We start from the raw sequence: 24,258 nt of genomic DNA on the forward strand, positions 1-24,258 counted from the left end.
ATTCAACCCCTCCCGGCGGGGTTGCGGATCTCCTACGGACGGGATGTGGACATGACCTCACCAGCCGGTGACCGGCGTTCGCTGCACAAGGCCTTCGCGGCCAGCCTCTCGGGGACAGCGCTCGAGTGGTACGACTTCGCGGCCTACTCGGTGGCGGCCGCGACGATCTTCGGGCATCTCTTCTTCCCCTCGGAAGACCAGCTCGCGAGCACGATGGCGGCGTTCTCCACCTACGCCGTCGGCTACCTCGCCCGGCCGCTCGGCGGATTCCTCTTCGGCCGCCTCGGCGACGTGCTCGGCCGCAAGCGGATCCTGGTCATGACGCTCGTGCTCACCGGGGTGGCGACGTTCCTCATCGGTGTCCTGCCCACCTACGAGAGCATCGGCGGCTTCGCGGCCGTGCTGCTCGTCGCGCTGCGGTTCGCGCAGGGTGTCGGCATCGGCGGCGAATGGGGTGGCGCCGTCCTGCTCTCCAGTGAGTTCGGCGATCCGGCCAAACGCGGGTTCTGGGCGTCGGCCGCCCAGATCGGCCCGCCCGCGGGCAACCTGCTCGCCAACGGTGTCCTCGCCGTACTGGCCGCGTTGCTCACCGAGGCCCAGTTCAACAGCTGGGGTTGGCGGATCGCGTTCCTGCTTTCCGGCGCGCTGGTCGGTTTCGGCCTGTGGATCCGGCTCAAGCTGGAGGAGACGCCGGTCTTCAAGCAGATCCAGGAGCGCGGCGAGCGTTCGTCGGCACCGATCTCCGAGGTCTTCCGCACCGAACGCCGCGCGCTGGTCGCGGCCGTGCTGATCCGCGTCTGCCCGGACGTGCTGTACGCGCTGTTCACCGTCTTCGTGCTCACCTACGTCACCACGCACACCGACCTCTCGCGTGGCGCCGGACTGGCCGCGGTGATGATCGGTTCGGCGTTCCAGCTGGTGCTGATGCCGTTGTTCGGCGCGCTCTCGGACCGCGTCTCGCGGCGCAAGATGTACCTGGTCGCGACCATCGCGGCCGGGATCTGGCCGTTCGTGTTCTTTCCGATGGTCAGCGGCGGCTCGTTCCTCATGCTGGCGCTCGGCATCGTGCTCGCGCTGGTCATCCACGCCGCGCTCTACGGCCCGCAGGCCGCGCTCGTCACCGAGCAGTTCTCGCCGCGTCTGCGCTACACCGGCAGCTCGCTGGCGTACACGCTCGCCGGCGTGATCGGCGGGGCGCCCGCGCCGCTGCTGTTCACGGCGCTGCTGGCAGGCTTCGACACCTGGGTCGCGATCGGCGTCTACCTGCTCGCGACCGCGGTGGTGAGCATCATCGGTGTCGTGCTCGCCCGTGACCCGGACCGCGAGGAGGAGGCGGCGGCCATGGAGCCCGCGCGATGACCTGGTCCCCGATGTCCACAGTGGAGGGTCTGCCGCTGGTCGGCGGGCAGGGCCGGTTCCGGACGCTCGCCACGGCGGAAGGCGGGCTGGCGTACGAGATCCACTATCCGGCGGGCGTCGCTTCCCCCGTGCACAGCCACGATCACGACAGCATCGTGTACCTGCTGTCCGGCTCGCTGCGCGGCACTCTCGACGGCAGGGAAGTGACTCTCGAAGCGGGCGGCACGATCGTCCATCCGCGCGGGGTTCCGCACAGCGTCGAGGCCATTGTGGACAGTCAGTGGATCGAGTTCAAGACTCCGCTGCCCTCGCGGCCACCGATCGCGGAATGAAAAAACCGGGGCGGACACTGATATCCAGCGTCCGCCCCGGTCGGGAGAAAAGTCTTACGCGTCCAGCTCGGCCAGCGCCAGCTTCGCCTTCTCCAGCTCGGCTTCGAGCTGAGCGACCTTCGCGGCCTGAAGCTCGCGGGCGGCGTTGATGACCTCGTCGATCGGGCCCGACAGGTCCGCGTGCAGTTCCTTGGCGGCGCGGGACACGGCCGCGGCCGGGATCTCCAGGCCCTTCGCGACCCACTTGGCGCCGTTCTTGAGCTCGGCCTGCCACTCGCCGTCGGCGGTGCCGGTGACCGTGAGGGTCAGCTCGACGGTGCGGGTCTTCTTCGCCGTCGTGGCGACCTTCGGGCGGCCACGCTTGGGCTTGGGGGACTCCACCGCGCTGTCGGTGGCGTCTTCGGTGGGGGTCTCCGGGGTTTCCGGAGTCTCGGTCTTGGCCTCGGCAGGGGCTTCGGCCGTCTCCGCCTGCGGCGTCGAGTCGACGGGCGCTTCGGTAGCCGCTTCTTCGGACACGGCGTCAGTGCGTGTCAAGGCATCCACGGTCATCGTCGGTGTCGTCTCCTTGCCCGGGTATGGGGTGGTACCCGGCACATCCTAGAACAGGCGTTCGAGTGATGCGAACCGGGGTGTGGTAGGCGTGTCGGATGCGAGGAACGGTCCGTTCCTTGCGAAATTTGCAAGGAACGGACCGTTCATAGCGCGCGAGGTGGGGTTACTCCTCCGACTTGCCGGTCTTCAGGCCCGAAGAGATCAGGTCCATCACCGACGAGTCGGCCAGCGTGGTCACGTCGCCGACCTGGCGGTTCTCGGCGACGTCGCGCAGCAGGCGGCGCATGATCTTGCCGGACCGCGTCTTCGGCAGCTCCTGCACGACCAGGATCTGCCGCGGCTTCGCGATCGGCCCGATCTCCTTGGCGACGTGGTTGCGCAGCTCCTGCACGGCCTTGTCGCCACCGTCCACCGCGTTGCCACGGAGAATGACGAACGCGACGATGCCCTGCCCGGTGGTCGGGTCGGTCGCGCCGACGACGGCGGCCTCGGCGACCGTCGGATGCGAGACCAGCGCGGACTCGACCTCGGTGGTCGAGATGCGGTGCCCGGACACGTTCATCACGTCGTCGACCCGGCCCAGCAGCCAGACGTCGCCGTCGGTGTCGTACTTCGCGCCGTCGCCGGCGAAGTAGTAGCCCTGGTCGGCGAAGCGGGACCAGTAGGTCTCGCGGAAACGCTCCTCGTCGCCCCAGATGCCGCGCAGCATGCCCGGCCACGGCTTGTCGAGCACGAGGTACCCGCCGCCGCCGTTGCCGACCTCGACGCCCTGGTCGTCGACGACCTTCGCCGAGATGCCCGGCAGTGCCCTCTGCGCCGAGCCCGGCTTCGTGGCGGTGACGCCCGGCAGCGGCGAGATCATGATCCCGCCGGTCTCGGTCTGCCACCAGGTGTCGACGATCGGCGCCGAGTTCGCGCCGACGTTCTCGCGGTACCAGATCCACGCTTCGGGGTTGATCGGCTCGCCGACGCTGCCGAGCACGCGCAGCGACGAGAGGTCGTACTTCTGCGGGATCTCGTTGCCCCACTTCATGAACGTGCGGATCAGCGTGGGCGCGGTGTAGTAGATGGAGACTTTGTGCTGCTGGACGATCTCCCAGTGGCGGCCCTCGTGCGGGGTGTTCGGCGTGCCTTCGTAGACGACCTGCGTCGTCCGGTTCGCCAAGGGCCCGTACACGATGTACGTGTGCCCGGTGATCCAGCCGATGTCGGCGGTGCACCAGTAGACGTCTTCGCCGGCCTTGTGGTCGAAGACGTTGTGGTGCGTGTATGCGGCCTGGGTCAGGTATCCGCCGGAGGTGTGCAGGATGCCCTTCGGCTTCCCGGTGGTGCCGGAGGTGTAGAGGATGAAGAGCGGGTGCTCGGAGTCGAACGCCTGCGGCGCGTGCTCCGCGGACTGGCCGTCGACCAGTTCGTGCCACCAGAGGTCGCGGCCTTCGGTGATCGGCACCTCTTCGCCGGTGCGGCGGACGACGATGACCTTCTCGACCGATTCGGCGCCTTCGAGCGCTTCGTCGACATTGACCTTCATCGGGGCGGCCTTGCCGCGGCGGTACTGGCCGTCGGTCGTGATGACGATCCGCGCCGCCTGGTCGTCCACCCGGGATCGCAGTGCTGTCGGGGAAAAACCACCGAACACGACACTGTGCAAGACACCGATGCGGGCGCACGCGAGCATCGCGACGATCGCTTCGGGCACCATCGGCATCTGGATGGCGACCCGGTCGCCCGCCGTGAGGCCGAGGGATTCGAAGGCGTTCGCGGCCTTGGAAACCTCGTCCTTCAGCTGCGCGTAGGTGATGTCACGGTTGTCGCCGGGCTCGCCGACCCAGTGGATGGCGACCTGGTCGCCGTGCCCGGAATCGACATGGCGGTCGACGCAGTTGTACGCGACGTTGAGCTTCCCGCCCACGAACCACTTCGCCACCGGCGCATTGGTCCAGTCCAGTACCTGGGACCACTTCGTTTCCCAGTGGAGGCGCTCGGCCTGCTTGGCCCAGAACGCTTCGCGGTCGGCGTCGGCTTCGGCGTAGAAGTCGGCGGTGGCATTCGCTTGCGCGCTGAAAGCCTCACTCGGGGGGAAGGTCCTGCTCTCCGTGAGCAAATTGTCCAGCGCCGGCGACTGCTCGGTCATGGTGCGATGCCTCCTGTGATTCGCGTGTCTTCACGCCCGTTGGCACGCTATCGACGTTACGACGCGAAGTAAAAGGTTGCATCGTGGTTGCGCGCGGCATTCACACGCTTGAGGACAAAGCGGTACGGACCGCCGGCCATTCTGGTCCGGTGACGGAGTAGACGACGGTGTCACGGATGGTCCCGTCGGGCCGGACGCGATGCGCGCGCAGCACGCCTTCCCGTTGCGCGCCGAGACGTTCGATCGCCTTCTGGGACTGGAGGTTGCGGATATCGGTCTCCCACGAGACGCGGTTCGCGCCGAGGTCGTCGAAAGCGTGGCGCAGCAACAGGAGTTTCGACTCGCGGTTGAGTCCGGTCCGCTGCCATTCGGAACCGATCCAGGTGTAGCCGAGGGAAACGATCTTGTGGCGCGCGTTCATCGCGTAGAACGACGTCGTGCCCGCGACCTCGCCGGTGCGGGCGTCGATCTGGGCCCAGGCGCGGCGGTCCGGGTCGGCGAGGATGCCGTCGACCATGGTTTCGGCGGCAGCGAGGTCCCGCGGCTGCCGGAGGCTGAGCCACGTCCAGATCGCCGGGTCGGAGCCCGCCGCGAACAGGCCCTTCGCGTGGTCGCTGGTGAGCGGTTCGAGATGGACGCGTTCGCCGCGCAGCGTGGCGTGGGTGTTCCAGTCGGTCACGGGCTCGACGCTACGGACGGCAATGGCCTTACTGGAGAGCCAGTTTCGAAGCATTCGAGAAGGCCACTGGGGCGTTGCCTATGCTCGCGGGAACGATCGAGAAGGCGAGGCAGCATGGCCGAGGAGCGGGAAGAGCTCACCTGGGAGTTGTTCGGGGCGGCCAGCAGGGAGCTGGCGCAGGCCGTCGCCGACGACGGCTTCGAGCCGGACCTCATCCTGTCGATCGCGCGAGGCGGGCTGTTCGTCGCGGGCGCGCTCGGCTACGCGCTCGACGTGAAGAACCTGCACGTGATGAACGTCGAGTTCTACACCGGCGTCGATCAGCGTCTCGACCTGCCGGTGATGCTGCCGCCGGTGCCGAACGTCGTCGACCTGACGAAGAAGAAGGTGCTCGTCGCCGACGACGTCGCGGACACGGGTGCGACGTTGAAGCTGGTCCGCGACTTCTGCGCCGACCACGTCGCCGAGGTGCGCTGCGCGGTCGTCTACGAGAAGCCGCGCTCCGAGGTCAAATGCGAGTACGTCTGGAAACACACGGACCGCTGGATCAACTTCCCGTGGTCGGTGCAGGCACCGGTCGTACGCCGTGAAGGCCAGGTGCTGGACGCGTGACGGATCCGCTGAAGCCGCTGCTGGACCTCGAAGGGGTCGCCGCGGCCGCGAAATCGGCACAGGACGCGGTGTTCGCCGTCCACCGCCTGCCCGCCAACCTGCGCGGCGGCGCGGAGACGGCCGCCGAAGCGTCCGTGCGATCGGCGCGGGCGTCGGCGGGGATCGAAGGCGCCGCGCCCGAACTGCCCGAATCCGGTGAAGTGACCGATCCGGTGCTGGCGGGCGCGCTGCGGGTCGCGGAAGCACTGGAAAGTCTGCTGCCGACGTGGCGTCGTGCGCCGTTGCAGGCGTTGGCGCGCTTGCACCTTCTCGCCGCGTCGGATCTGGTGACGGATCCCGACGCGCTCGGGCGGCCGCGGTCGTCCGGCGACGTCGGCCCGCGGCTGGAGATGCTGGCGCAACTGATCACCGGCGCGACGTCGGTGCCGGGGCCGGTGCTGACCGCCGTCGTGCACGGGGAACTGTTGGCGCTCAAGGCTTTCGGCTCCGCGGACGGTGTCGTCGCGAGGGCGGCGGCGCGGCTTTCGGCGGTGGCGACCGGGCTGGACCCGAAGGCACTGACGGTGCCCGAGGTGGCGTACTTCCGACGCGTGCCGAAGTACCTCGAAGCCGCTTCGGCCTTCAGCTCCGGGACCCCGGAGGGCGTCCGGGCTTGGCTGCTCTTTTCGTGTGAAGCCTTCGAGACGGGTGCCCGCGAGGCGAAGTCGATCTCCGACGCCGCCGGCTGACTTACCGCATTTAGTCCTCTGGATGCGGTCCTTGCGCGTGCAACTACCGCATCCAGAGGACTAAATGCGGGAGTGTGGTGGGCTCACACGGGATCTAGCGCAGGTGTAGGGCGTAACCACATGGTCTAAGTGCCGAGAGCGACCTAACGTCGTCCGGCATGAGTGGTGCGTATCACAGCGATCTGGCCGGTAAGTCCGCGCTGGTCACGGGTGCGGCGAGCGGGATCGGCCTGGCCTGCGCCGAAGCGCTCGCCGAGGCGGGGGCCAAGGTCCACCTCGCCGACATCGACGACGCCGTCGAGAAGGCGGCCGCCGGCATCAACGGCATCGCGCACGTCGTCGACCTCACCGACGCCCAGGCCGTCGAGACCCTCCCGGCCGAGATCGACATCCTCGTCAACAACGCCGGTTTCCAGCACATCGCGCCGATCCACGAATTCCCGCCGGAGACGTTCACCGGCATCCAGGCGCTCATGGTCACCGCGCCGTTCCTGCTCATCCGCCGCGTGCTGCCGAACATGTACGAACGCGGCTGGGGGCGCGTGGTCAACATGTCCAGCGTCCACGGCCTCCGCGCGAGCCCGTTCAAATCCGCGTACGTCACCGCGAAACACGCGCTCGAAGGGCTCTCCAAGGTCACCGCGCTCGAAGGCGCGGAACACGGCGTGACCAGCAACTGCGTCAACCCCGGCTACGTCCGCACGCCGCTGGTCACCGGCCAGCTCCAGGCGCAGGCCGAAGAACACGGGCTCGAACGCGACGCCGTCATCGAACAGGTCCTGCTCCGCCGGTCGGCGATCAAGCGGCTCATCGAACCCGCCGACGTCGCCGCCTGCGTGCTCTGGCTGTCCGGCGACCACGCCGCCCACGTCACCGGCACCTCCATCCCCCTCGACGGCGGCTGGACCGCCGCGTGAACCCTGTGTCTCCGGTGAACCCGCGACCGCGATCGACGTCGGCAGGGCGCTGCCCGGCCGTCCATCTCACGACGGCGAAAGGGCGCCCCGCCACCGCGATAGCGGGGCCTTCGGCCGGCGCGGGTTCGTGCGTTCGGCCGCTTTCGGAATCCACTTCCAGCTCCGCCAACAGGTACTAAAGAAAGGAAGCCCTCGGTGACCACCCAGAACCGCGGCTCGATCGCGAAGGTCGTCAGCGCCAGCCTGATCGGCACGACGATCGAGTGGTACGACTTCTTCCTCTACACCTCCGCCGCGGCGCTGGTGTTCGGCAAACTGTTCTTTCCCAGCAACGATCCGCTGACCGGCACGCTGCTCGCGTTCTTGACCTACGCGGTCGGTTTCCTCGCGCGGCCGGTCGGCGGGCTGGTGTTCGGGCACTTCGGCGACCGGGTCGGCCGCAAGAAACTGCTGGTGCTGAGCCTGCTGCTGATGGGCGGTTCGACCTGCGCGATGGGCATCCTCCCGACGTACGCCTCCGTCGGTGTCCTGGCGCCGATCCTGCTGACACTGCTGCGGCTGGTGCAGGGTTTCGCGCTCGGCGGCGAATGGGGCGGCGCGGTGCTGATCGTCTCCGAACACGGCGACGACAAACGGCGCGGGTTCTGGGCGTCTTGGCCGCAGTGCGGTGCTCCCGGCGGGAACCTGCTCGCGACGGCGGTCTTGGCGATCCTCGCCGGGACGCAGTCCGATGAAGCGTTCCTCAGCTGGGGCTGGCGGATCCCGTTCCTGCTTTCCGGTGTCCTCGTGGTGATCGGGCTGTGGATCCGGCTCGCGGTCAGCGAATCGCCGGTCTTCCTTGCCGCGCAGGAGAAAAGCAAGCCCACACACGCGCCGGTGGTCGAGGTGTTCCGGAACAACTGGCGCGCGGTGCTGATCACGATCGGCTCGCGGATGGCGGAGAACGTTTCGTACTACGTGATCACGGCGTTCATTCTCGTTTACGTCACCACCGGACTGGGTTTGCCGAAATCGGCCGGATTGAACGCGGTACTCATCGGTTCCGCCGTGCATTTCGTGACGATTCCCTTGTGGGGAATTCTTTCCGACCGGATCGGCCGCCGACCGGTCTATCTGTTCGGCGCGATCGGTATGGCGGCGTGGAGCTTCGCGTTCTTCGCGATGCTCGACACGAAGAATTCCGGTGTCATCATTCTCGCGGCGACCGTCGGGCTGGTGCTGCACGGCGCGATGTACGGCCCGCAGGCCGCGTTCTTCTCCGAGCAGTTCCCGACGCGGGTCCGCTACACCGGCCTTTCGGTCGGCGGGCAGCTGTCGTCGATCGCGGCGGGGGCGGTGGCGCCGCTCATCGCGGTCGCGCTGTTCAAGGAGTTCGGCAGCACGATCCCGGTGTCGCTCTACGTGGTCGCGATGTGCGTGCTGACCGTGATCGCACTGCTCGCCGCCTGCGAGACCAAGGGCGAGTCCCTGCACTCCGAAGTTCTCACGGAGCGCGGTCACGTGCCAGCATGACCGTTGTGGACGGTGCTGAGACGGCGACGCGGTTGCGCCGGCTGCTCGAACTGCTCGCCTCCGGGGCGGGCAGCGAGCAGCTGGCGCAGGTCCCTGTCGATCCGAAGGCCACCGAGCTGGCGCTGCGGATCCGGGACACCGTCGCCGAGCACCGGCGGCGCGAGGCGGAGCTGGCCGCGCTGTTCGACACGGCCAGCGACCTCGCCAGGCTGGACGATCCGGACGCCGTCCTCCGGTCGATCGTGCGGCGGGCGCGGGCGTTGCTCGGCGTGGACGTCTCGTATCTCAGCCTCAACGACGAAACCGAAGGCAAGACCTATGTCCGCGTGACCGACGGCTCGGTTTCCGCGCTGTTCCAAGACATCGTGCTGGGGATGGGCGAGGGGCTCGGCGGGCTGGTCGCGCAGACCGCGCGGCCGTACGCGACGGCGGATTACTTCGACGACAAGCGGTTCCGCCATACGTCGTCGATCGACACCGGGGTGCTCGACGAAGGACTGACCGCGATCCTCGGGGTGCCGCTGGCGATCGGCAGCAAGGTCATCGGGGTGCTGTTCGCCTCCGACCGCACCACGCGGGAGTTCTCGCCCGACGAGGTCGCGCTGCTGTCGTCGCTGGCCGACCACGCGGCGATCGCGCTGGACAACGCGCATCTGCTCGACGAGACGCGCCGCGCGGTCGCCGAACTGAACGCCGCCAACGCGACGATCAGCGCGCACAACGACGCGATGCGCCGCGCGGAAGACGCGCACGACCGGCTGATGGATCTCGTGCTGCGCGGCGGCGATCTGGCCGAGGTCGCCGCCGCGGTCGCGGACGTGCTCGGCGGCGCCATCGCCGTCTACGACGCGGAAGGCGTTGTCCTGGCCCGCACCGGTGCGGAGCTGAGCCTCTCGCGTGCTGCGGTCTCGGCGTCCCGGGCGAGCGGCCGGGCGGTGTCCACAGAGGACGGTTGGTTGTGCGCCGTCCAGGCGGGGCAGGAATTCCTCGGCAGCCTGGTACTCGGTGGCGGTCCGTCGCTCGGTGAGGCCGATCGGCGGCTGTTCGAGCGGGCGGGCGTGGTCACCGCGGTGCTGCTGATGCAACGGCGTTCCGTCGCGCGCGCCGAGGACGAAGTGCGCGGGGAGCTGCTGTCGGACCTGCTCACCGCGCCTGGCCGCAACCCCTCCGCGCTACTGGCTCGCGGTCGCCGCTTGGGAGTCGATTTGTCGACACCGCACGCGGTGCTGATCGCGCATTCCGGCGACGTCTCCCGGCGACGGCTGGCCGCGGCGGCCGCGCGGCACGCGGATCTGGTCGGTGTCCACGCCGACGAGGTCGTCCTGCTGGTCCGCGGCGCGGATCCCGGGGCACTGGCCAGATCCGTCGCCGCCGAACTCTCGTCCACAATGGACTGTCCGGTGACGGTGGGTGCGGCCGGTCCGGCTGCCTCGCCGCGGGAACTGGCCGTGGCGCACGCCGAAGCCGCGCGGTGCGTCGCGTCGTTGCTGGCGCTCGGACGGGCGGGGGAAGGCGCGAGCATGGCCGATCTCGGCTTCGTCGGGCTGCTCCTCGGCGAGCACGCGGATCTGGGCGCGTACGTGACCGCCACGATCGGCCCGGTGCTCGACTACGACGAACGCCGCGGCACGGATCTGATCGGTACTCTTCGCGCGTATTTCGCCTGCGGCGGCAACTTGACGCGGGCGAAGGAACTGCTCCACGTGCACGTCAACACCGTCGTGCAGCGGCTGGACCGCATCGCGTCACTGCTGGGCGAGCAGTGGCAGGCGCCCGAGCGCGCGCTGGAACTCCAGCTCGCGCTCAGGCTGCACCGCCTCACCAGTGACCGAAACGGATGACCTCGTCGAAGCCGCGGCGAGCGACTTTGGTCGCCGAAGAGCCTGGCGAAGGTCCTGGTTCGGCACCGTGTCCGAGCGCCACGACGCCGATCGGGTCGTGATCCGCGGGCACCCCGAACTCGCTGTGAAGCCGCTCCACGCTTTCCGGCGCGAGCCCGAAGAACACCGCGCCGAGGCCCTCGTCGACGGCCGTCTGAAGGATCAGCATCGTCGCCATCCCGGTGTCGACATCCCAGTACGGCACGCGCCACCACGAGTCGTCGCCCTCGGCGAAACCCTTGTCCGGCTTGGCATACCGGTCCAGGTAGGCGTTCTTGACCGAGAGCGGGACGATCGCGACCGGTGCAGTGGTCACGGTTTCCGGCGCCCAGCTCGCCCCGAACTCCCAGAACTTCGCCAGTTCCTCGCCGGTGAGGACGAGAAATCCTTGTCCCTGCGAGAAACCGGCAGAGGGACCTTTCAGCGCGTTGCGCAGGATGCGCCGCAGACTCTCTTCCGCGACGGGTTCATCGGTGAACTTCCGGACCATGCGACGGCGTCGTACGACGTCCTGGAATTCCATCCGATCAGCTTAGTGCGCAAGTGGCCGCGAGGTCACCGCTCGCGCGCGGGATCGTCGCCGAAGCAGGTGGCCGTATGCCGTCGAGCCAGCCTTCGAGCGCGGTGAACGCCGTGCGGAAACACGGGCCGATGGGCCGCAGCTTGTCCGGGTACGCGTCGTAGAGCCCGTCGACGTGGTTGCCGTCGACGATCCGGTAGTAGCGCTGTAGCCCGGCGCGGCCCTGCTCGGCGATCATGCGCTGGTAGACGTCGGAATCGCGGGTGATCGGCAGGAGGGTGTCGAGGGTGCCGTGCAGGGTGATCAGCGGTTTGCCGATCCGGCCGGTCAGCGAAATCCGTTCGACCGCACGGTGCACCGACCGTGGGCGAGTGGCGTAGTCGTAGTCGGTTCCGGCGAACGCCGGGTCGAACTCGGCCTGGTAGATACGTTGCGTCAGGCCCCAGTAGACGTCGTTGTGGTACTGCCAAAGGAATTCCGAGCCCGGCGCGAAACCGGCGTCGAGGATCTGCTGGTGGGCTTGCGCCGAGCCGGCGACGTACGCGGGGTAAGCCTTGATCGCGGGCGGCAGGAAGGTGAACAGGTTCGGGCCGTCTTCGTGCCAAAGCGTGCCCTCCCAATCGATGCCGCCGTCGTAGAGCCACGGCCGGTTCTCGAGTTGCCAGCGGACGAGGTAGCCGCCGTTCGACATCCCGGCCGCGAGCGTGCGGCTCGGCAGGCGTCCGTAGCGGTGCGTCACGGCGGCCTTCGCGGCGATGGTCAGCTGGGTGACCCGCGAGTTCCACTCGGCGAGCGCGTCGCCGGGACGACGTCCGTCGGTGTGGAAGCCGGCTCCGGTGTTGCCCTTGTCGGTGGCGGCGAACGCGTAGCCGGCGGCGAGGACCTGGTCGCCGATCGCGCGATCGTTCGCGTACTGCCGCCGCACGCCGGGTGACCCCGAGACGACGAGGCCGCCGTTCCAGCGATCGGGCAGCCGTAACACGAATTGCGCGTCGTGGTTCCAGCCGTGTGTGGTGTTCGCCGTCGAGGTGTCCGGGAAGTAGCCGTCGATCTGGACGCCGGGAACCCCCTTGGGCGCGGGGAAACCGGCCGAGGTCAGCCCGGCCCAGTCGGCCTGGACCGTATGCCCGGTGGCGAGGGTCCCGGCGGTGGTCAGATCGTCCAAACAGGACAGTTGCTGCTTCGCGGCCCCGGGAACGCGCACGTTCCCGCAACCGCTTGCCGCCTGGGCGGGGGTGGCCAGGGCCAGCATTATCGCGAGGACCAGAATGAACCGCATCGGCCGACGATAAGCGCGGTCTTCGGAGGCCGGTACCCGGCGCGACCACACAAAACGGGCCGCGGCTGTGGTGGTCCGCCACGTGGAAATCCCGCGGGTGGCGGTTTTAGCCTCGGGTGATGCGAAAACTCCTCATCGGCGCGGTGGTTTCGGCATTGACCCTTCTCTTTTCGGCTCCGGCACAGGCGGCGGCGATCCACCCGGTGACCGGGTTCGGGAGCAATCCCGGTGCGTTGCGGATGTTCGAATACGTTCCCGACGGGCTGCCGTCCGGACGTCCGGCGGTGGTCGTGCTGCACGGCTGCACCCAGGACGCGGCAGGCTACGCGCGCGGCTCCGGCTGGGTCGGGCTCGCGGACAAGCTGCGCTTCAAACTCGTTCTGCCACAACAGGTTTCGGCGAACAACTTCAGCAAGTGCTTCAACTGGTTCCAGGCGGGCGACAGCAAACGCGGGTCCGGGGAGGCCGAATCGATCGCGCAGATGACGCGATACGCGGCCGGAAGCCGGACGTACGTGACCGGCCTGTCGGCGGGTGGCGCGATGACTTCGGTGCTGCTGGCGACGTATCCGGAACTGTTCGCGGGCGGCGGTGTCGTGGCGGGACTGCCTTACGGCTGCGCGACTTCGATGATCGACGCCTACTCCTGCATGAACCCCGGCAAGGATCTGACCCCGGAACAGTGGGGTGACAAGGTGCGGGCCGCGGGCACGGGGCCGCGGTCGCCGGTCAGCGTCTGGCACGGGACGGCGGACTACACGGTCGCCCCGATGAACATGCGCGAGCTCGCCGAGCAGTGGACCGACGTCGGCGCCGCCGTCGACACGCACGCCGTCACCGGGATGGGGCACGGTCAGCCGATCGCGCCGGGATCCGGTTGCGGTCAGGCCGGGCCGTATCTGCTCGACGTCGGCGTGTGCGCCGCGGGAGAACTCGCGGCGAAGTGGCGGCTAGGCGAGGACGGCGTCCAGTAACCCGGGGAACCGCGCGTGGACGTCCTCGGTCCGTAACTCGACCCAGCGGGTCCGGCCCTCGACGAACGTCGTCGTGAGGCCGGCCTCGCGTAAGACCTTCCAGTGATGGGAAAGCGTCGGCGCGCTGATCTCGACGGCGTACTCGGTGACGGCGCAGCTTCGCGGCGAAGGGTTGCTTCGCAGGGCGCGGATCAGCTCCAGGCGTACGGGATCCGCGAGCGCCTGGAGGACCGGCACGATCTCGATCTCCTCGGTCGCCGGCTGCGGCAGCGTGGTGCTCACTTCGCTCCAACTGTTTGACAGTCATCGAATAGTCCGGCCACTATACCTCTCATGACGATTCGACGATCATCTAATGATCGGCTCGCTCTGGGGGCTCTGCTGGTACTCGCCGTCGGGACGTTCACCGTCGGCACCGACGGGTTCGTCCTGAACGGGCTGCTGCCCACCATCGCCGCCGACCTGCGCGTTTCCGAAGCCGTCGCGGGCCAGCTGACCACGGTCTTCGCGGTGACCTACGCGGTTTCCTCGCCGCTCATCGCGGCGTTCACCGGCAAGCTCGATCGGCGGTGGGTGCTCGGCGCGGGGATGGTGCTGTTCACGATCGGCATGGCCGGTCAGGCGCTCGGCGAGTCCTTCGCCGTGGTCGCCGTCGCACGCGTGCTGGCCGCACTCGGCGCCGCCGCGTTCCAATCCAACGCCTACGTCCTCGCCGGGGCACTGGCCTCGGACGAGCGCCGCGGCCGCGCTCTGGCCACCGTCTCCGCCGGGATGAGCGTCTCGATGGTGCTCGGCGTGCCGATCGGGGTGCTCGCCGGGAACTGGTTCGGCTGGCGCGCGGTCATGTGGGGGATCGGCGCGGTGGCGGTGGTGGTGACGCTGCTCGTGCCGCTGCTGCCCGGCGTCCGGATGCCGACGGTGACCCTGCGCGCCAGGCTCGCCGTCGTCGCGCGGCCGCCGATCGCGCGCGTGCTCGGCATAAGCGTTCTCGGTACCGCTGCGGGCTTCGCGGCCTTCGTGTACCTGCCGGTGCTGGTGGCGCCCGTGGCGGCGGGCGCGATGATCTCGTGGCTGCTCGTCGGTTTCGGGATCGGGCAGATCGTGGGCAACGCCTTCGCGGGCCGGGCGACCGACTCACTCGGCTCCGCGCGCGTCCGCGCGATCTCGCTCGTCGGCACGGTCGCGACGCTGGCGCTGCTGGACGTCGCCGTGCTGAGCCTGCCCGGCGCCCTGGTCTTCGCGCTGGCTTCGGGGGTGTTCGGCGGGATGCTGATGGTGCCGCAGCAGCACCGGCTGTTCTCACTGGCGCCCGACGCGCCGACGGTCGCCATGGGACTCAACGGTTCCGCGATCTACGCCGGCGGTGCCCTCGGTGCCGCGCTGGGTGGCGTCGTCCTGTCGTCGGCGGGCGTCTGGTGGGTCGGCCCTGTTGCCGCCTTCGTCGCTCTGCTCGCCTTCGCGCTTTCGGTCCCTTCGCGGAGGCCGGTGGCCCAGCCCGCCTGACCGAAAGTGATAGCAAGGGACCCTTGCTATCGTTAGCGTGGGTACGCTAAATATCGCGTGGCCGCTCGACTTTCCCGTGCTGTGGTGTCCCCAATGTGGCATTGGGGACACTCAGCGTCTCCAATGCCACATTGGGGACACCAGGGTCACCGCAGGGTCTTACGAGCACGAAGGCATCCCGGCGACGGACACCCGTTCGCGTCGCGTGAGCGCGAAGCGTCGGGATGAACGGGTCTGTCCGCCGGTGGTTCAGCTCGCGCGCACCCGCAGGGAGTCGAGAGCCTTGCGTACGTGGCCATCGTTGGCCGCCAGCGCCTTCGCCGCGTTCGCGACGTCCTCGCCGGACAGCAGATGGACCAGCGCGACCTTGAGGTCGCCGTCGGCCTCGGTGAGCGCGTCGGAGCAGTCCGCCATGCTCATCCCGGTGGCCTCGCGCAGGATCCGGATGGTCCGTCCGCGCAGCTTCGCGTTGGTCGCCCGCATGCTGACCATCAGGTTCGAGTAGGTGCGGCCGAGCTTGATCATCGTCGCGGTGGAGAACGCCGTGAGGATGATCTTCTGCGCCGTGCCCGCCTTCATCCGCGTCGACCCGGCGATCGCCTCGGGGCCGGTGTCCACCGCGATGAGGACATCGACCCCCGGCGGCGTCACCGCGGCCGGATTGCCCGAGACCAAAGCGGTCCTGGCGCCGCGACGGCTGGCCGCGGCCAGCGCGCCGAGGACGTAGGGAGTCCGGCCGGAAGCCGTCAGCCCGAGCACGAAGTCGCCGGGGGCGACCGACTCGGTCACCTCGGCGGCTCCGGCCTTCGCGTTGTCCTCGGCGTCTTCGACGGCTTGGCGCAGCGCGCGTGCGCCGCCCGCGTGATGCGCGATGAACCAATCGGAGGGCACGTTGAACGTCGGCACGAGCTCCGCCGCGTCCAACGTCGCCAGCCTGCCGGAGGTGCCGGCCCCGAAGTAGTGCACGCGGTTTCCCGACCGCAGCGCTTCCACGGCGAAGTCGACCGCCCGTGCCACCTGCGGCAGCACCGCGGCGACGGCTTCGGGGACCCGGCGATCCTCGGCGTTGATGGCGCCGAGGATCCCCATGGTCGACATCAGGTCGATGTCGGTCGTCCGTGGATTGCGCTGTTCGGTTGGCGAATCGACGTGCACCACCTGGCGTGGGACGGTCATCATGCGCCTCACTTTTTCGCTCATTTGCCGGTTTCCCGCGGCCGCCGCCTGCCGTCGGGCCGGACGCCCAGACGGTGCGAGCCAACCGCGTCCCTGGTCGCGTCGAGCGCGTTGACCGACGCGTCCATGTGCCGCTGCGCGACACCGATGAACAGGCAGTCGATGACGGTCAGCTGCGCGATGCGACTGGCGGTCGCACCCGAGCGGAACGTCGTCTCCCGCGCGGCCGTGGTCAGTACGTGGTCGGAGACCTCGGTGATCGGCGAACGCGGGAAGTTCGTCACGGCGACGGTGATCGCGCCGTGCTCGCGGGCCACGCGCAGCGCCTCGACGGTGTCCGTGGTCGCGCCCGTGTGGGAGATGCCGATCGCGACGTCTCCCGTGCTCAGCACGGCGGCCGAGGTGAGCATGATGTGCGTGTCCGACCAGGCGAAACTGACCCGCCCGATGCGGTGCAGCTTCTGCTGCAGGTCCGCGGCCACGAACGCGCTCGCGCCCACGCCGTAGACGTCGACCCGGCCGGCGCCCGCCAAAACGTCGATCACCCGCTGTAGCGACGGGACGTCGAGCTGGTCGGCGGTCTCCTCCACGGCACGGGCGTCCGCGAAGCTCACCTTGCCGATCACCGCGGCCAGGTCGTCCTCCGGACCGATCTCGCCGCCGAGGTTCCGGCTCGACCGGGCCTCCGTGCGGGCGGTGTCGGCCGCCAAGGCGATCCTGAGCTGCGGATACCCGCCGACCCCGACGGCCTTGCAGAACCGCGTGACGGTGGTTTCGCTCGTGTTGGCCGCGAGTGCGACCTCGGTGATGCTGCGTCGTGCGACCGTCGCGGGGTCCTCGAGGACGACCTTCGCGACACGCTGTTCAGCCCGGGCGAGCCCGGGCAGGAGGGAGCGAATCCGGACAAGCGGGCTCGCGTCAGCGTCCCGTGCCGTCTGCGCCGGCACGGCCTCGGACGGTGCGGCCGCGATTACGGAATCGGTATCGCCCACCGTGGGAAAGTTACTAACCGTTGGCATCTGCGACAAGGCTACCCACACCCTTCGGGAAGATCGCAACCTATCCGTGTCTGCGGATTCGATTTGCGATTAATCGTTGACCAGAAAGTCGCTAACCAGGTCGAGGCCGTTAACGAGGTCGAGCTAACGACTTGGCAACTTAGTGTCGCGACGCAAGGGGCTGTGTCCCGGTCAACGGAGCAGTCAGGTCACCGCATCGGAATCGGCTGGTTACCTAGGGCTCAATTTCCAGCCGGTAGCGACGAAAGTAGGCGGATTATGCTCACTGTCCAGCAGTGTGCGGCCGCGTTCAGTGACTTTCACACCGTCCAAAGAAATTCCCCGTCCGGTGTAACGGGCATCGGTCGTGTAACGCCAGCGGAGGGTGATTTGTGAGCTTTGCGACACCTCGGCGGCGACCCGCCACCAAGCCCGATGGCCGTGTCCGCCGAGTCCGGGCTGATCCCCGGCGGGAGCGCCTGGTCCGTTTGCACGCAGAGTAATCGTTTTCCAGGTGGCTCCGCCGTCGGTACTCGCTTCCAAGAAGAGCGAGTCCGAGGGGCCTTCGGTGTCCACGAAGGTGGCGAAGGAGACCTTCAGCGGCCCGCCACGCGTCTGTAGCGGCGGAGTCGTGAGCGTGGCCGTGGAGACGTCCCCGGCGCCGCTGAACCACGCCTCACGGCCGTGCGCCGGGCGGACGGCCATCGCCTTCGCGAGCGAACTCGCCCACGCCTCCCTGGCGAGGTTGATCGAGCCCCAGCTCCGCGTCGGATGTACGCGGTTGGTGAGCAGGATCGCGAACGACCTCGACAGCGGGTCGATCACCAGCGAGGTCCCGGTGAACCCGGTGTGGCCCGCCGTCGAGGGCGCCGACAGCGCGCCCATGTACCAGGGCTGGTCGAGTTCGAAACCGAGCCCGTGGGAGTTGTCGGGGAACTTGTGGTTGTAGTTCGTCAGCATCGACTGGACGGTCTCCGGACGCAGGATCCGCTGACCGCGGTACGCGCCGCCGTTGAGGATCGTCTGCGCCAGCACGGCCATGTCCGGCGCGGTGGAGAAGACGCCCGCGTGCCCGGCGACGCCGCCCAGCGACCAGGCGTTCTCGTCGTGGACTTCGCCGCGTACGAGCCCCCGAGGCGGCTTCGCGGCGTACTCGGTCGCCGCGACCCTTGCGAGTTTCGACACCGGCGGGTTGTATCCGGTGTCGGCCAGGCCCAGCGGGCCGGCGATGCGGTCCTGGACCACCTTGTCCAGCGGCGCCCCGGCCAGCTTTTCGACCAGGAAGCCGAGCGTCAGCAGGTTGATGTCGGAGTACAGGTACGTGCTGCCTGGCGCGTTCTTCAGCGGGCTGTCGAGGACGGCCTTCCGGCGCGACGGGATGTCCGGGTAGCCCTCCCACAGCGACGGGAGCGGTGTCGCGGCGAAGCCCGAGACGTGCGTGAGCAGCTGCTGGACGGTGACGGCCTCTTTGCCGTTCACCCCGAACTCCGGCAGGTACCGCACCACCGGCGCCGAGATGTCCAGCTTGCCCGCCTCGGCCAGCTGCATCACCGCGATGGAGGTGAACAGCTTCGAGATCGAGGCCATGTCGAAGATGGTGTCCGCGCGCATCGGCACCTGCTGCTCCGGTGGCAGCTCTGTGCCCTTCGCGTCGGCGTAGCGGACAGCGCCGCCGACGGCCTGGCGCTCGACGACCACGCCGTCGTGCGCGAGCAGGCCGACCGCTCCGGAGAAGTGGGGATGCCCGGTGGCGTCCGGCTTCGTCCAGCTCTCGATGAACTGCTCGGCCGCCTTGATCGGCGCCGGATCGAGGCCGGCCTCGGAGGGCGCGCCGTCGCGCAGGACGGTGGACGCGGGCGCGAAGCCCCCACGCGGCTTGTCGAACCGGCCCGCCGCGCGGTCTCCCTGTTCTCCGGTACCCGGAATCGCCTGCGCTCCCGCCGTCGACAGCGTGGTCGCCGCGACCAGGACGGAAACAGCCGCGATCAGGATCTTCCTAACACGCAAGGTCGTTCCCCTCAGCGCTGGTCGTCGCCACGGCGCGGCCCTGGTCTTTCAGGTCAAGGTGGCGGACACGGCGCCGTGGCACCGCGATAGCGGGGCCTTCGGCCGGGGCGGGTTCACACGTTCGGTCACTTTTCGGATGCATCTTCAGCTCCGCCGTCCCTTCAGCGATAGATGAGATGGCGACGGCGTTTCCGGTCGAACTCGGCCAGTTCGGCCTGCCAGGACCCGACGATCTCGTCCGGCCCGGCGCCCTTGTCGATCATCGTGCGCAGCCTGTCGGAACCCGAGAGCTTGTCGAGGAAGTTGTCGGGCCGCCACTTGAACTTGTCCGGGTGCACCTGTTTCGCGGTGACGAACATGGTGACCGCGGTGCGGATGGCGTCGAAAGCGCGCGGGTCCGTGATGGTCACCTGCACGCCGCCGCAGGGCTCGTTGACGAACTTGCCGAACGTCGGCACGAAGTACGCCTCACGGAACTTCACACCGGGAAGCCGCAGTTCGCCGAGCTTTTCGCGCCAGCGCCAGTCGAGGCCGGGCGCGCCGATGATCTCGAACGGCCTGGTGGTGCCGCGGCCTTCGGAGAATACGGTGCCTTCGAACATCCCGGTGCCGGGATAGACGAGCGCGGTGTCCGGCGTCGGCATGTTCGGGCTCGGCGGGACCCAGGTCAGCCCGGTGCGGTCGAAGAGCTGATCACGCCGCCAGTCACGCACTTCGACGATTTCGAGCCTGCCCGGCGTGACACCCTCGGCAGGCAGGAACTCGGCCGCGAAGAACCGCGCGAGTTCGCCGACGGTCATGCCGTGCTGCTGCACGATCGGCTTCCGGCCGACACCCGAGGCGAACGCCGGGTTCAGCATCGGCCCGGCGGCCCTGCCGCCCAGCGGGTTCGGCCGGTCCAGCACGACGATCGCCGCGCCGACCTTCGCCGCCGCGACCATCGCCGTGTACAGGGACCAGATGTAGGTGTAGAACCGCGCGCCGACATCGGCGATGTCGAAGACGACGGTGTCCACACCCGCCTTCGTGAACATCCCGGCGAGCTTCGTCGCGTCGGCGCCGTACGCGTCGTACACCGGCACGCCGGTGCGCGGGTCGGTGTAGTCGCCTTCGGAACCGCCTGCCTGCGCGCTGCCGCGGAAACCGTGCTCCGGCCCGAACGCGGCGCGGGGCCGGACGCCGGCGGCGACCATCGAGTCGACGATGTGGTCGCCGCTCGCCAGCACACCCGTCGGATTCGACAGCACTCCGAGCTTCCGGCCGGACAGCGGTGCCCAGCCCTTGGCGGCCAGCACGTCCGCTCCGGTGCGGGTGAGCGGGGGACCTTTGCTCTCGCTTTCCGGCTGCGCCCGCGCGACCGAGGACCCGGCCGTCAGCGCCGGGACCGCGAGCGCACCGGTGGCGAGGAAGTGGCGGCGGTTGAGGTTCACCAGGTCAGCCCATGGCCGAAGGGGTATTTCACCGTGCCGACGTCCTTGCCCGCGGGGACGTCCACCGGCAGCTTGCCCTGCGGTTTCACCTTCCCGAGGATCACCTTCGCCAGCGCTTCGAGCGAAGGCGAGATGTAGCCGTACGTGGCGAGCCACGTCTTGATCGGGTTCTCGTAACCGGCGTCGTAGGGGATCTGGGCGGCGACCGCGACGACGGGCTTCCCGGTGTCGGCCAGCGCCTGCAACAGCTTGCCCTGCAACGGATATGTGCCGACGTTGTTGGTCAGCACGACGACGAGGTCGACGTTCTTCGCCGCCGCGACGGCCTGCGCGATCTGCGCGTCGGTCGGTGTCTGGCCGGTCTGCAACGCCGTCGCCTGCGTGCCGTGCGCGGTGAGCTTCGCGGCCAGTGACGTCGTCGTGCTCACGCCCCAGCCGGTCACGAGCGTCTTCGCGGGCTGCTGCTTGAGCGGCAGGACGCCGCCGTCGTTGCGGATCGCGGTGACCGACCGGTCGGCGATGCCCTGCGCGGTCGCGAGGTTGGCCGGGGTGCCGACCTTCGACATCACCTTGGCCGGGTCGACGAACGGCGACGTCAGGATGCCCCGGTTCAGCTTGAGCTTGAGCACCCGGAGGACGCTCTCGTCGATGCGCCGCTCGGTCAGCTCACCCTTGCGGACGGCGTCGAGCACCGAGTTGATCGCGAGTTCGAGGTTCACCGGCATGAGCAGCTGGTCGATGCCCGCCTTCAGCGCCAGCACCGGGATCTCCGCGTCGCTGTGCATCTCGCGCACGGCGTCCATCGAGAGCGAGTCGGTGACGACGACACCGCGGTAACCGAGCTCCTCGCGCAGCTTGCCGGTGAGGATCGGCTTCGACAGCGTCGCGGGCTCGCCCGACGGGTCGAGGCTGGGGAACTGGATGTGCGCGCTCATGATCGAGTCGATGCCGGCCTTGATCGCGGCCTTGAACGGCGGCACGTCGGTCTCGCGCCAGCTGGCCTCGCTCCGGTCGATCCTGGGCAGCTCGTGGTGACTGTCGGTGGCGGCGTCGCCGTGGCCGGGGAAGTGCTTCGCGGCGGCGGACACCGTCTCGGAGCGCCGCCCGGAGTTCTGGAAGCCCTTGACCTGGGCCGCGACGAACTCGCTCGCCAGATCCGGGCGGCCGGAGAAGGAACGGACACCGATCACCGGGTTCGCCGGGTTGGAGTTCACGTCGGCGTCGGGGGCGAAGTCCTGGTTGATGCCGACGGCGCGCAGTTCGTGCCCGAGGATCCGGGCGGCCTCCTGCGCGGCCTTGGTGTCACGGCCCGCCGAGATCGCCATCGCGTTCGGCAGTTCGGTGGCGGGGGCACCCATCCGGGTGACCGTGCCGCCTTCCTGGTCGGTCGCGATCTGCAATGGGATGCGGGCGCCGCTGCGGAGCGCGGCCCGCTGGAGCCCGTTCGAGAGCTTGGCGACCTGGACCGGGTCGTCGAAGTTGTCGCGGCTGTCGTTGTTGAAGTAGATGACACCGCCAAGGTGGAACTTCTCGACCACCTGCGCGGGGGTGTCCACACCGAAGTCGGCCTTGTTCTTGGCGTTGACCTCGTCGGCGGACTTCCCGTTCACCCAGGTGACGAACAGCTGCCCGACCTTCTGCTCCAGGGTCAATCCGCGCAACGTCCGCTGCGCCTCCACGTCCGCCGTCACCGGCTGCGCGGTCGCCGGAACGGCCGTGACGGCGAGGGTGAGCAGACCCGCGAGGGGCACGGCGAGCGCATGGATCCTCCGATGACGGGCGTGCGCGGTTCGGGTCGTCACCTCAAAGCCTCCCAGATTCGTGCCTGACTCTCAGGTGGAAAGAAGTCCACCTGGAAGCACTGATATCCGGAAGCTACCCACGAGCACTTTGCTTGTCCATCGGCCACCCCCGCGATAGGTCCGTTCATACACAAAGGGACGCGAACGGGCCTGTCACGCTTGAAAACAGGGGTAAAACACTGGCGGCGCCCGTCGGCCGAAGCCGGCGGGCGCCGCCAGTCAGTGCGGGCAACTCGGGCGACCAAGCGTGCAACTCTGGTCGTACCTTCATGGACTCGGCGTCCGGCGTCCCGGTACGCAGTCCCTAGACGACGAGCCTCCCGCGGCGCGCTGCGCGTGGGTACCCGGTGTCCGCACACGGAGATTCGCCGGGGTGGAACAGGCTTCTCTTCTACCTGTTCCCTGGCCGACCGAACGTCCGCACCTACTTTCTACGCCGTGAGCCGGGTCACTTCAAGTGCGCAGACGGGTGCACCGGTACAGAGGCTCGATCTAGTGACACGGGCACCCTCCGCGACGGACAATTCGCGGCCCTGGCTGCGAAAACCGGTTCGGTACCGCCGTGTGGGTGTGCGCTCAGCGGGTGCGTTTGCGCCGGTTGTAGCCGTACCAGGTGGCCCCCGCTGCGAAGGCGCCGAGCGCCACCAGCCCCGCCGACCGCGCCGGGATCCGGGTCCGCAGCGACATCGGGTGCTCGAAGGCCAGGATCTCCCAGCCCTGTTCCGTCGCGTGCTTGCGCAGGACGCGGTCGGGGTTGACGGCGTGCGGCCGTCCGACGACTTCGAGTAGCGGGATGTCTGTGCTGGAGTCGGTGTACGCGTGGCACTGGGTGAGGTCGTAGCCGTACGTCGTCGCGAGTTGCTTCGCGGCGACGGCCTTGTTCTCGCCGTAGCAGTAGAAATCGACTTCGCCCGAGTAGCGACCGTCCACGATCTGCATCCGCGTGGCCACGCTGCGCGTCGCGCCGAGCATTTCGGCGACCGGGGCGACGACTTCCTCGCCGGTCGCCGACAACACGACGACGTCGTGCCCGTCCGCGCGATGCGAAGAGATCAGTTCCGCGGCTTCCGCGTAGACGAGCGGATCGACGACGTCGTGCAGCGTCTCGCGGACGATCGCGGACACCTGGGCGACGTCCCATCCGGCGCACAGCGCGGAAACCTCGGCCCGCATCCGCTCGGTCTTCGCCGCGTCCGCACCCGCGAGGGAGAAGACGAGCTGGGCGTACGCGCTGCGAAGCGCGGCTCGGCGGTTGATCAGGCCTTCGCGCAGAAGAGGCTTGCTGAAGGCCAGCGCGCTCGAGGAGGCGATGATCGTCTTGTCGAGATCGAAGAACGCCGCGACCGTGCTGGGCGTCGTGCTGGGTCGGTCCACCCGCCAAGGATAGGAGAGCCGGACACCGGCCCGCCCGTTGGTCGACCACGGCCGGGATATCGCGGTGGAAAATTCACGACCGCGCACCGGATCCGGCGCGTCGTGCCGTTATCGAATTGTGGGTACCGGCGTCGCCCGCAACGGGCCGGTATCGGAGTTACAGTGAGATTGTCCGGTATAGCACCGGGCCCTGGTTCAGTCCGACCCCCCGGGGCTGAACCCCAGGCGGCCCTCGTCCCTCCCCCCTGGCGAGGGCCGCCCTCTAACTTCCCACCCTGCCAATGGTTCAGACCTTGGCGGTCGCAGAAATCCCTTCAGGACAAGGCTGAATCGGCCGGAGTTCGTTAACTTTCTTTTCTCTCAAGGGTTTTCGCGCGCGGCTTCGTCGAGGAACACGACGGACGGAAAGCCGGGAAGTGTGCCGGACGGGACCGACAAAACCGCCGGGAAACCGATCTCCCGCCGCGGAGTTGTCCACAACACCCCGGTT

General features: G+C 68.7%; 21 protein-coding genes. 9 read left to right on the forward strand and 12 right to left on the reverse strand.

The features are described 5' to 3' along the window. Positions 1-51: 51 nt before the first annotated feature. Positions 52-1,359, forward strand: coding sequence for an MFS transporter (locus DMH03_RS07200; protein ID WP_125791140.1), 1,308 nt, complete (start codon positions 52-54; stop codon positions 1,357-1,359). Next, positions 1,356-1,691, forward strand: coding sequence for a cupin domain-containing protein (locus tag DMH03_RS07205; RefSeq protein ID WP_125791141.1), 336 nt, complete (start codon positions 1,356-1,358; stop codon positions 1,689-1,691). Before DMH03_RS07200 ends, DMH03_RS07205 begins: the two co-directional genes overlap by 4 nt. Before the next feature lie 54 nt (positions 1,692-1,745). Here the strand turns inward: DMH03_RS07205 and DMH03_RS07210 are convergent, their stop codons facing one another. From DMH03_RS07210 to DMH03_RS07220, 3 genes are all read right to left on the reverse strand, one after another. Continuing rightward, complete coding sequence (locus DMH03_RS07210; protein ID WP_125791142.1) at positions 1,746-2,240, reverse strand: DUF6319 family protein; 495 nt, start codon at positions 2,238-2,240, stop codon at positions 1,746-1,748. Positions 2,241-2,406: 166 nt separating this feature from the next. Further along, the gene (acs, locus tag DMH03_RS07215; protein WP_125791143.1) at positions 2,407-4,377 is read right to left on the reverse strand and encodes an acetate--CoA ligase; all 1,971 of its coding nucleotides are present in this window, start codon (positions 4,375-4,377) and stop codon (positions 2,407-2,409) included. A gap of 100 nt (positions 4,378-4,477) precedes the next feature. Then, positions 4,478-5,056 carry a GNAT family N-acetyltransferase gene (locus tag DMH03_RS07220; RefSeq protein WP_125791144.1) on the reverse strand — a complete coding sequence of 193 codons (579 nt, stop codon included), beginning with the start codon at positions 5,054-5,056 and terminating at the stop codon, positions 4,478-4,480. Positions 5,057-5,170: 114 nt separating this feature from the next. On the opposite strand from DMH03_RS07220, the gene DMH03_RS07225 reads away from it, so the two are divergent. The 5 genes from DMH03_RS07225 to DMH03_RS07245 all read left to right on the forward strand — a co-directional run bounded on the left by DMH03_RS07225 (position 5,171) and on the right by DMH03_RS07245 (position 10,666). Continuing rightward, the gene (locus tag DMH03_RS07225; protein WP_125791145.1) at positions 5,171-5,668 is read left to right on the forward strand and encodes a phosphoribosyltransferase; all 498 of its coding nucleotides are present in this window, start codon (positions 5,171-5,173) and stop codon (positions 5,666-5,668) included. Then, positions 5,665-6,396: an oxidoreductase gene (locus tag DMH03_RS07230; RefSeq protein WP_125791146.1), complete on the forward strand. Its 732-nt coding sequence runs from the start codon at positions 5,665-5,667 to the stop codon at positions 6,394-6,396. Before DMH03_RS07225 ends, DMH03_RS07230 begins: the two co-directional genes overlap by 4 nt. Before the next feature lie 158 nt (positions 6,397-6,554). After that, complete coding sequence (locus DMH03_RS07235; RefSeq protein WP_125791147.1) at positions 6,555-7,313, forward strand: 3-hydroxybutyrate dehydrogenase; 759 nt, start codon at positions 6,555-6,557, stop codon at positions 7,311-7,313. A gap of 195 nt (positions 7,314-7,508) precedes the next feature. Further along, complete coding sequence (locus DMH03_RS07240; protein ID WP_125791148.1) at positions 7,509-8,825, forward strand: MFS transporter; 1,317 nt, start codon at positions 7,509-7,511, stop codon at positions 8,823-8,825. Next, complete coding sequence (locus DMH03_RS07245) at positions 8,822-10,666, forward strand: GAF domain-containing protein (protein ID WP_125791149.1); 1,845 nt, start codon at positions 8,822-8,824, stop codon at positions 10,664-10,666. The genes DMH03_RS07240 and DMH03_RS07245 overlap by 4 nt, the downstream gene beginning before the upstream one ends. On the opposite strand, the gene DMH03_RS07250 is transcribed toward DMH03_RS07245, so the two are convergent. Continuing rightward, positions 10,644-11,228 (reverse strand): nitroreductase family protein, encoded by a 585-nt coding sequence (locus DMH03_RS07250; RefSeq protein WP_125791150.1) that lies wholly within the window; start codon positions 11,226-11,228, stop codon positions 10,644-10,646. The genes DMH03_RS07245 and DMH03_RS07250 overlap by 23 nt on opposite strands. A 4-nt stretch (positions 11,229-11,232) precedes the next feature. Beyond that, the gene (locus DMH03_RS07255) at positions 11,233-12,504 is read right to left on the reverse strand and encodes a tannase/feruloyl esterase family alpha/beta hydrolase (protein ID WP_199748697.1); all 1,272 of its coding nucleotides are present in this window, start codon (positions 12,502-12,504) and stop codon (positions 11,233-11,235) included. 119 nt (positions 12,505-12,623) lie between these two features. On the opposite strand from DMH03_RS07255, the gene DMH03_RS07260 reads away from it, so the two are divergent. Next, on the forward strand, positions 12,624-13,478 hold the full coding sequence (locus DMH03_RS07260) for a PHB depolymerase family esterase (protein ID WP_125791151.1): 855 nt from the start codon (positions 12,624-12,626) through the stop codon (positions 13,476-13,478). On the opposite strand, the gene DMH03_RS07265 is transcribed toward DMH03_RS07260, so the two are convergent. Further along, positions 13,455-13,760 (reverse strand): helix-turn-helix transcriptional regulator, encoded by a 306-nt coding sequence (locus DMH03_RS07265; protein WP_125791152.1) that lies wholly within the window; start codon positions 13,758-13,760, stop codon positions 13,455-13,457. The two genes, DMH03_RS07260 and DMH03_RS07265, sit on opposite strands and share 24 nt — an antisense overlap. 51 nt (positions 13,761-13,811) lie before the next feature. On the opposite strand from DMH03_RS07265, the gene DMH03_RS07270 reads away from it, so the two are divergent. Beyond that, positions 13,812-14,981: an MFS transporter gene (locus DMH03_RS07270; protein WP_125791153.1), complete on the forward strand. Its 1,170-nt coding sequence runs from the start codon at positions 13,812-13,814 to the stop codon at positions 14,979-14,981. 249 nt (positions 14,982-15,230) lie between these two features. Here DMH03_RS07270 and DMH03_RS07275 read toward each other — a convergent pair whose 3' ends face one another. The 6 genes from DMH03_RS07275 to DMH03_RS07300 all read right to left on the reverse strand — a co-directional run bounded on the left by DMH03_RS07275 (position 15,231) and on the right by DMH03_RS07300 (position 23,768). Continuing rightward, positions 15,231-16,160: an N-acetylmuramic acid 6-phosphate etherase gene (locus DMH03_RS07275; protein WP_125791154.1), complete on the reverse strand. Its 930-nt coding sequence runs from the start codon at positions 16,158-16,160 to the stop codon at positions 15,231-15,233. Between the two features lie 17 nt (positions 16,161-16,177). Next, entirely contained in the window at positions 16,178-17,176 is a 999-nt protein-coding gene (locus DMH03_RS07280; RefSeq protein ID WP_370310678.1) for a MurR/RpiR family transcriptional regulator, read from the reverse strand. A gap of 210 nt (positions 17,177-17,386) precedes the next feature. Further along, positions 17,387-19,162, reverse strand: a complete 1,776-nt coding sequence (locus DMH03_RS07285; protein ID WP_125791155.1) for a serine hydrolase — start codon at positions 19,160-19,162, stop codon at positions 17,387-17,389. Between the two features lie 161 nt (positions 19,163-19,323). Next, complete coding sequence (locus DMH03_RS07290) at positions 19,324-20,592, reverse strand: exo-beta-N-acetylmuramidase NamZ domain-containing protein (protein WP_125791156.1); 1,269 nt, start codon at positions 20,590-20,592, stop codon at positions 19,324-19,326. Next, a complete protein-coding gene (locus DMH03_RS07295; RefSeq protein WP_125791157.1) occupies positions 20,589-22,394 on the reverse strand; it encodes a glycoside hydrolase family 3 protein in 1,806 nt (601 codons plus the stop codon). The genes DMH03_RS07290 and DMH03_RS07295 overlap by 4 nt, the downstream gene beginning before the upstream one ends. A gap of 576 nt (positions 22,395-22,970) precedes the next feature. Next, positions 22,971-23,768, reverse strand: coding sequence for an HAD family phosphatase (locus DMH03_RS07300; RefSeq protein WP_125791158.1), 798 nt, complete (start codon positions 23,766-23,768; stop codon positions 22,971-22,973). Between the last annotated feature and the right edge of the window lie 490 nt (positions 23,769-24,258).

It is taken from the genome of Amycolatopsis sp. WAC 01376, assembly GCF_003947415.1.
Taxonomy (GTDB): domain Bacteria; phylum Actinomycetota; class Actinomycetes; order Mycobacteriales; family Pseudonocardiaceae; genus Amycolatopsis.

What these genes read in the sequence shown, in the direction of transcription:
- DMH03_RS07200 (WP_125791140.1), top strand. Translation starts at nt 52, where the DNA reads ATGACCTCACCAGCCGGTGACCGGCGTTCGCTGCACAAGGCCTTCGCG.
- DMH03_RS07205 (WP_125791141.1), top strand. Translation starts at nt 1,356, where the DNA reads ATGACCTGGTCCCCGATGTCCACAGTGGAGGGTCTGCCGCTGGTCGGC.
- DMH03_RS07210 (WP_125791142.1), bottom strand. Translation starts at nt 2,240, where the DNA reads ATGACCGTGGATGCCTTGACACGCACTGACGCCGTGTCCGAAGAAGCG.
- acs (WP_125791143.1), bottom strand. Translation starts at nt 4,377, where the DNA reads ATGACCGAGCAGTCGCCGGCGCTGGACAATTTGCTCACGGAGAGCAGG.
- DMH03_RS07225 (WP_125791145.1), top strand. Translation starts at nt 5,171, where the DNA reads ATGGCCGAGGAGCGGGAAGAGCTCACCTGGGAGTTGTTCGGGGCGGCC.
- DMH03_RS07235 (WP_125791147.1), top strand. Translation starts at nt 6,555, where the DNA reads ATGAGTGGTGCGTATCACAGCGATCTGGCCGGTAAGTCCGCGCTGGTC.
- DMH03_RS07245 (WP_125791149.1), top strand. Translation starts at nt 8,822, where the DNA reads ATGACCGTTGTGGACGGTGCTGAGACGGCGACGCGGTTGCGCCGGCTG.
- DMH03_RS07250 (WP_125791150.1), bottom strand. Translation starts at nt 11,228, where the DNA reads ATGGAATTCCAGGACGTCGTACGACGCCGTCGCATGGTCCGGAAGTTC.
- DMH03_RS07255 (WP_199748697.1), bottom strand. Translation starts at nt 12,504, where the DNA reads ATGCGGTTCATTCTGGTCCTCGCGATAATGCTGGCCCTGGCCACCCCC.
- DMH03_RS07260 (WP_125791151.1), top strand. Translation starts at nt 12,624, where the DNA reads ATGCGAAAACTCCTCATCGGCGCGGTGGTTTCGGCATTGACCCTTCTC.
- DMH03_RS07270 (WP_125791153.1), top strand. Translation starts at nt 13,812, where the DNA reads ATGACGATTCGACGATCATCTAATGATCGGCTCGCTCTGGGGGCTCTG.
- DMH03_RS07275 (WP_125791154.1), bottom strand. Translation starts at nt 16,160, where the DNA reads ATGATGACCGTCCCACGCCAGGTGGTGCACGTCGATTCGCCAACCGAA.
- DMH03_RS07280 (WP_370310678.1), bottom strand. Translation starts at nt 17,176, where the DNA reads ATGCCAACGGTTAGTAACTTTCCCACGGTGGGCGATACCGATTCCGTA.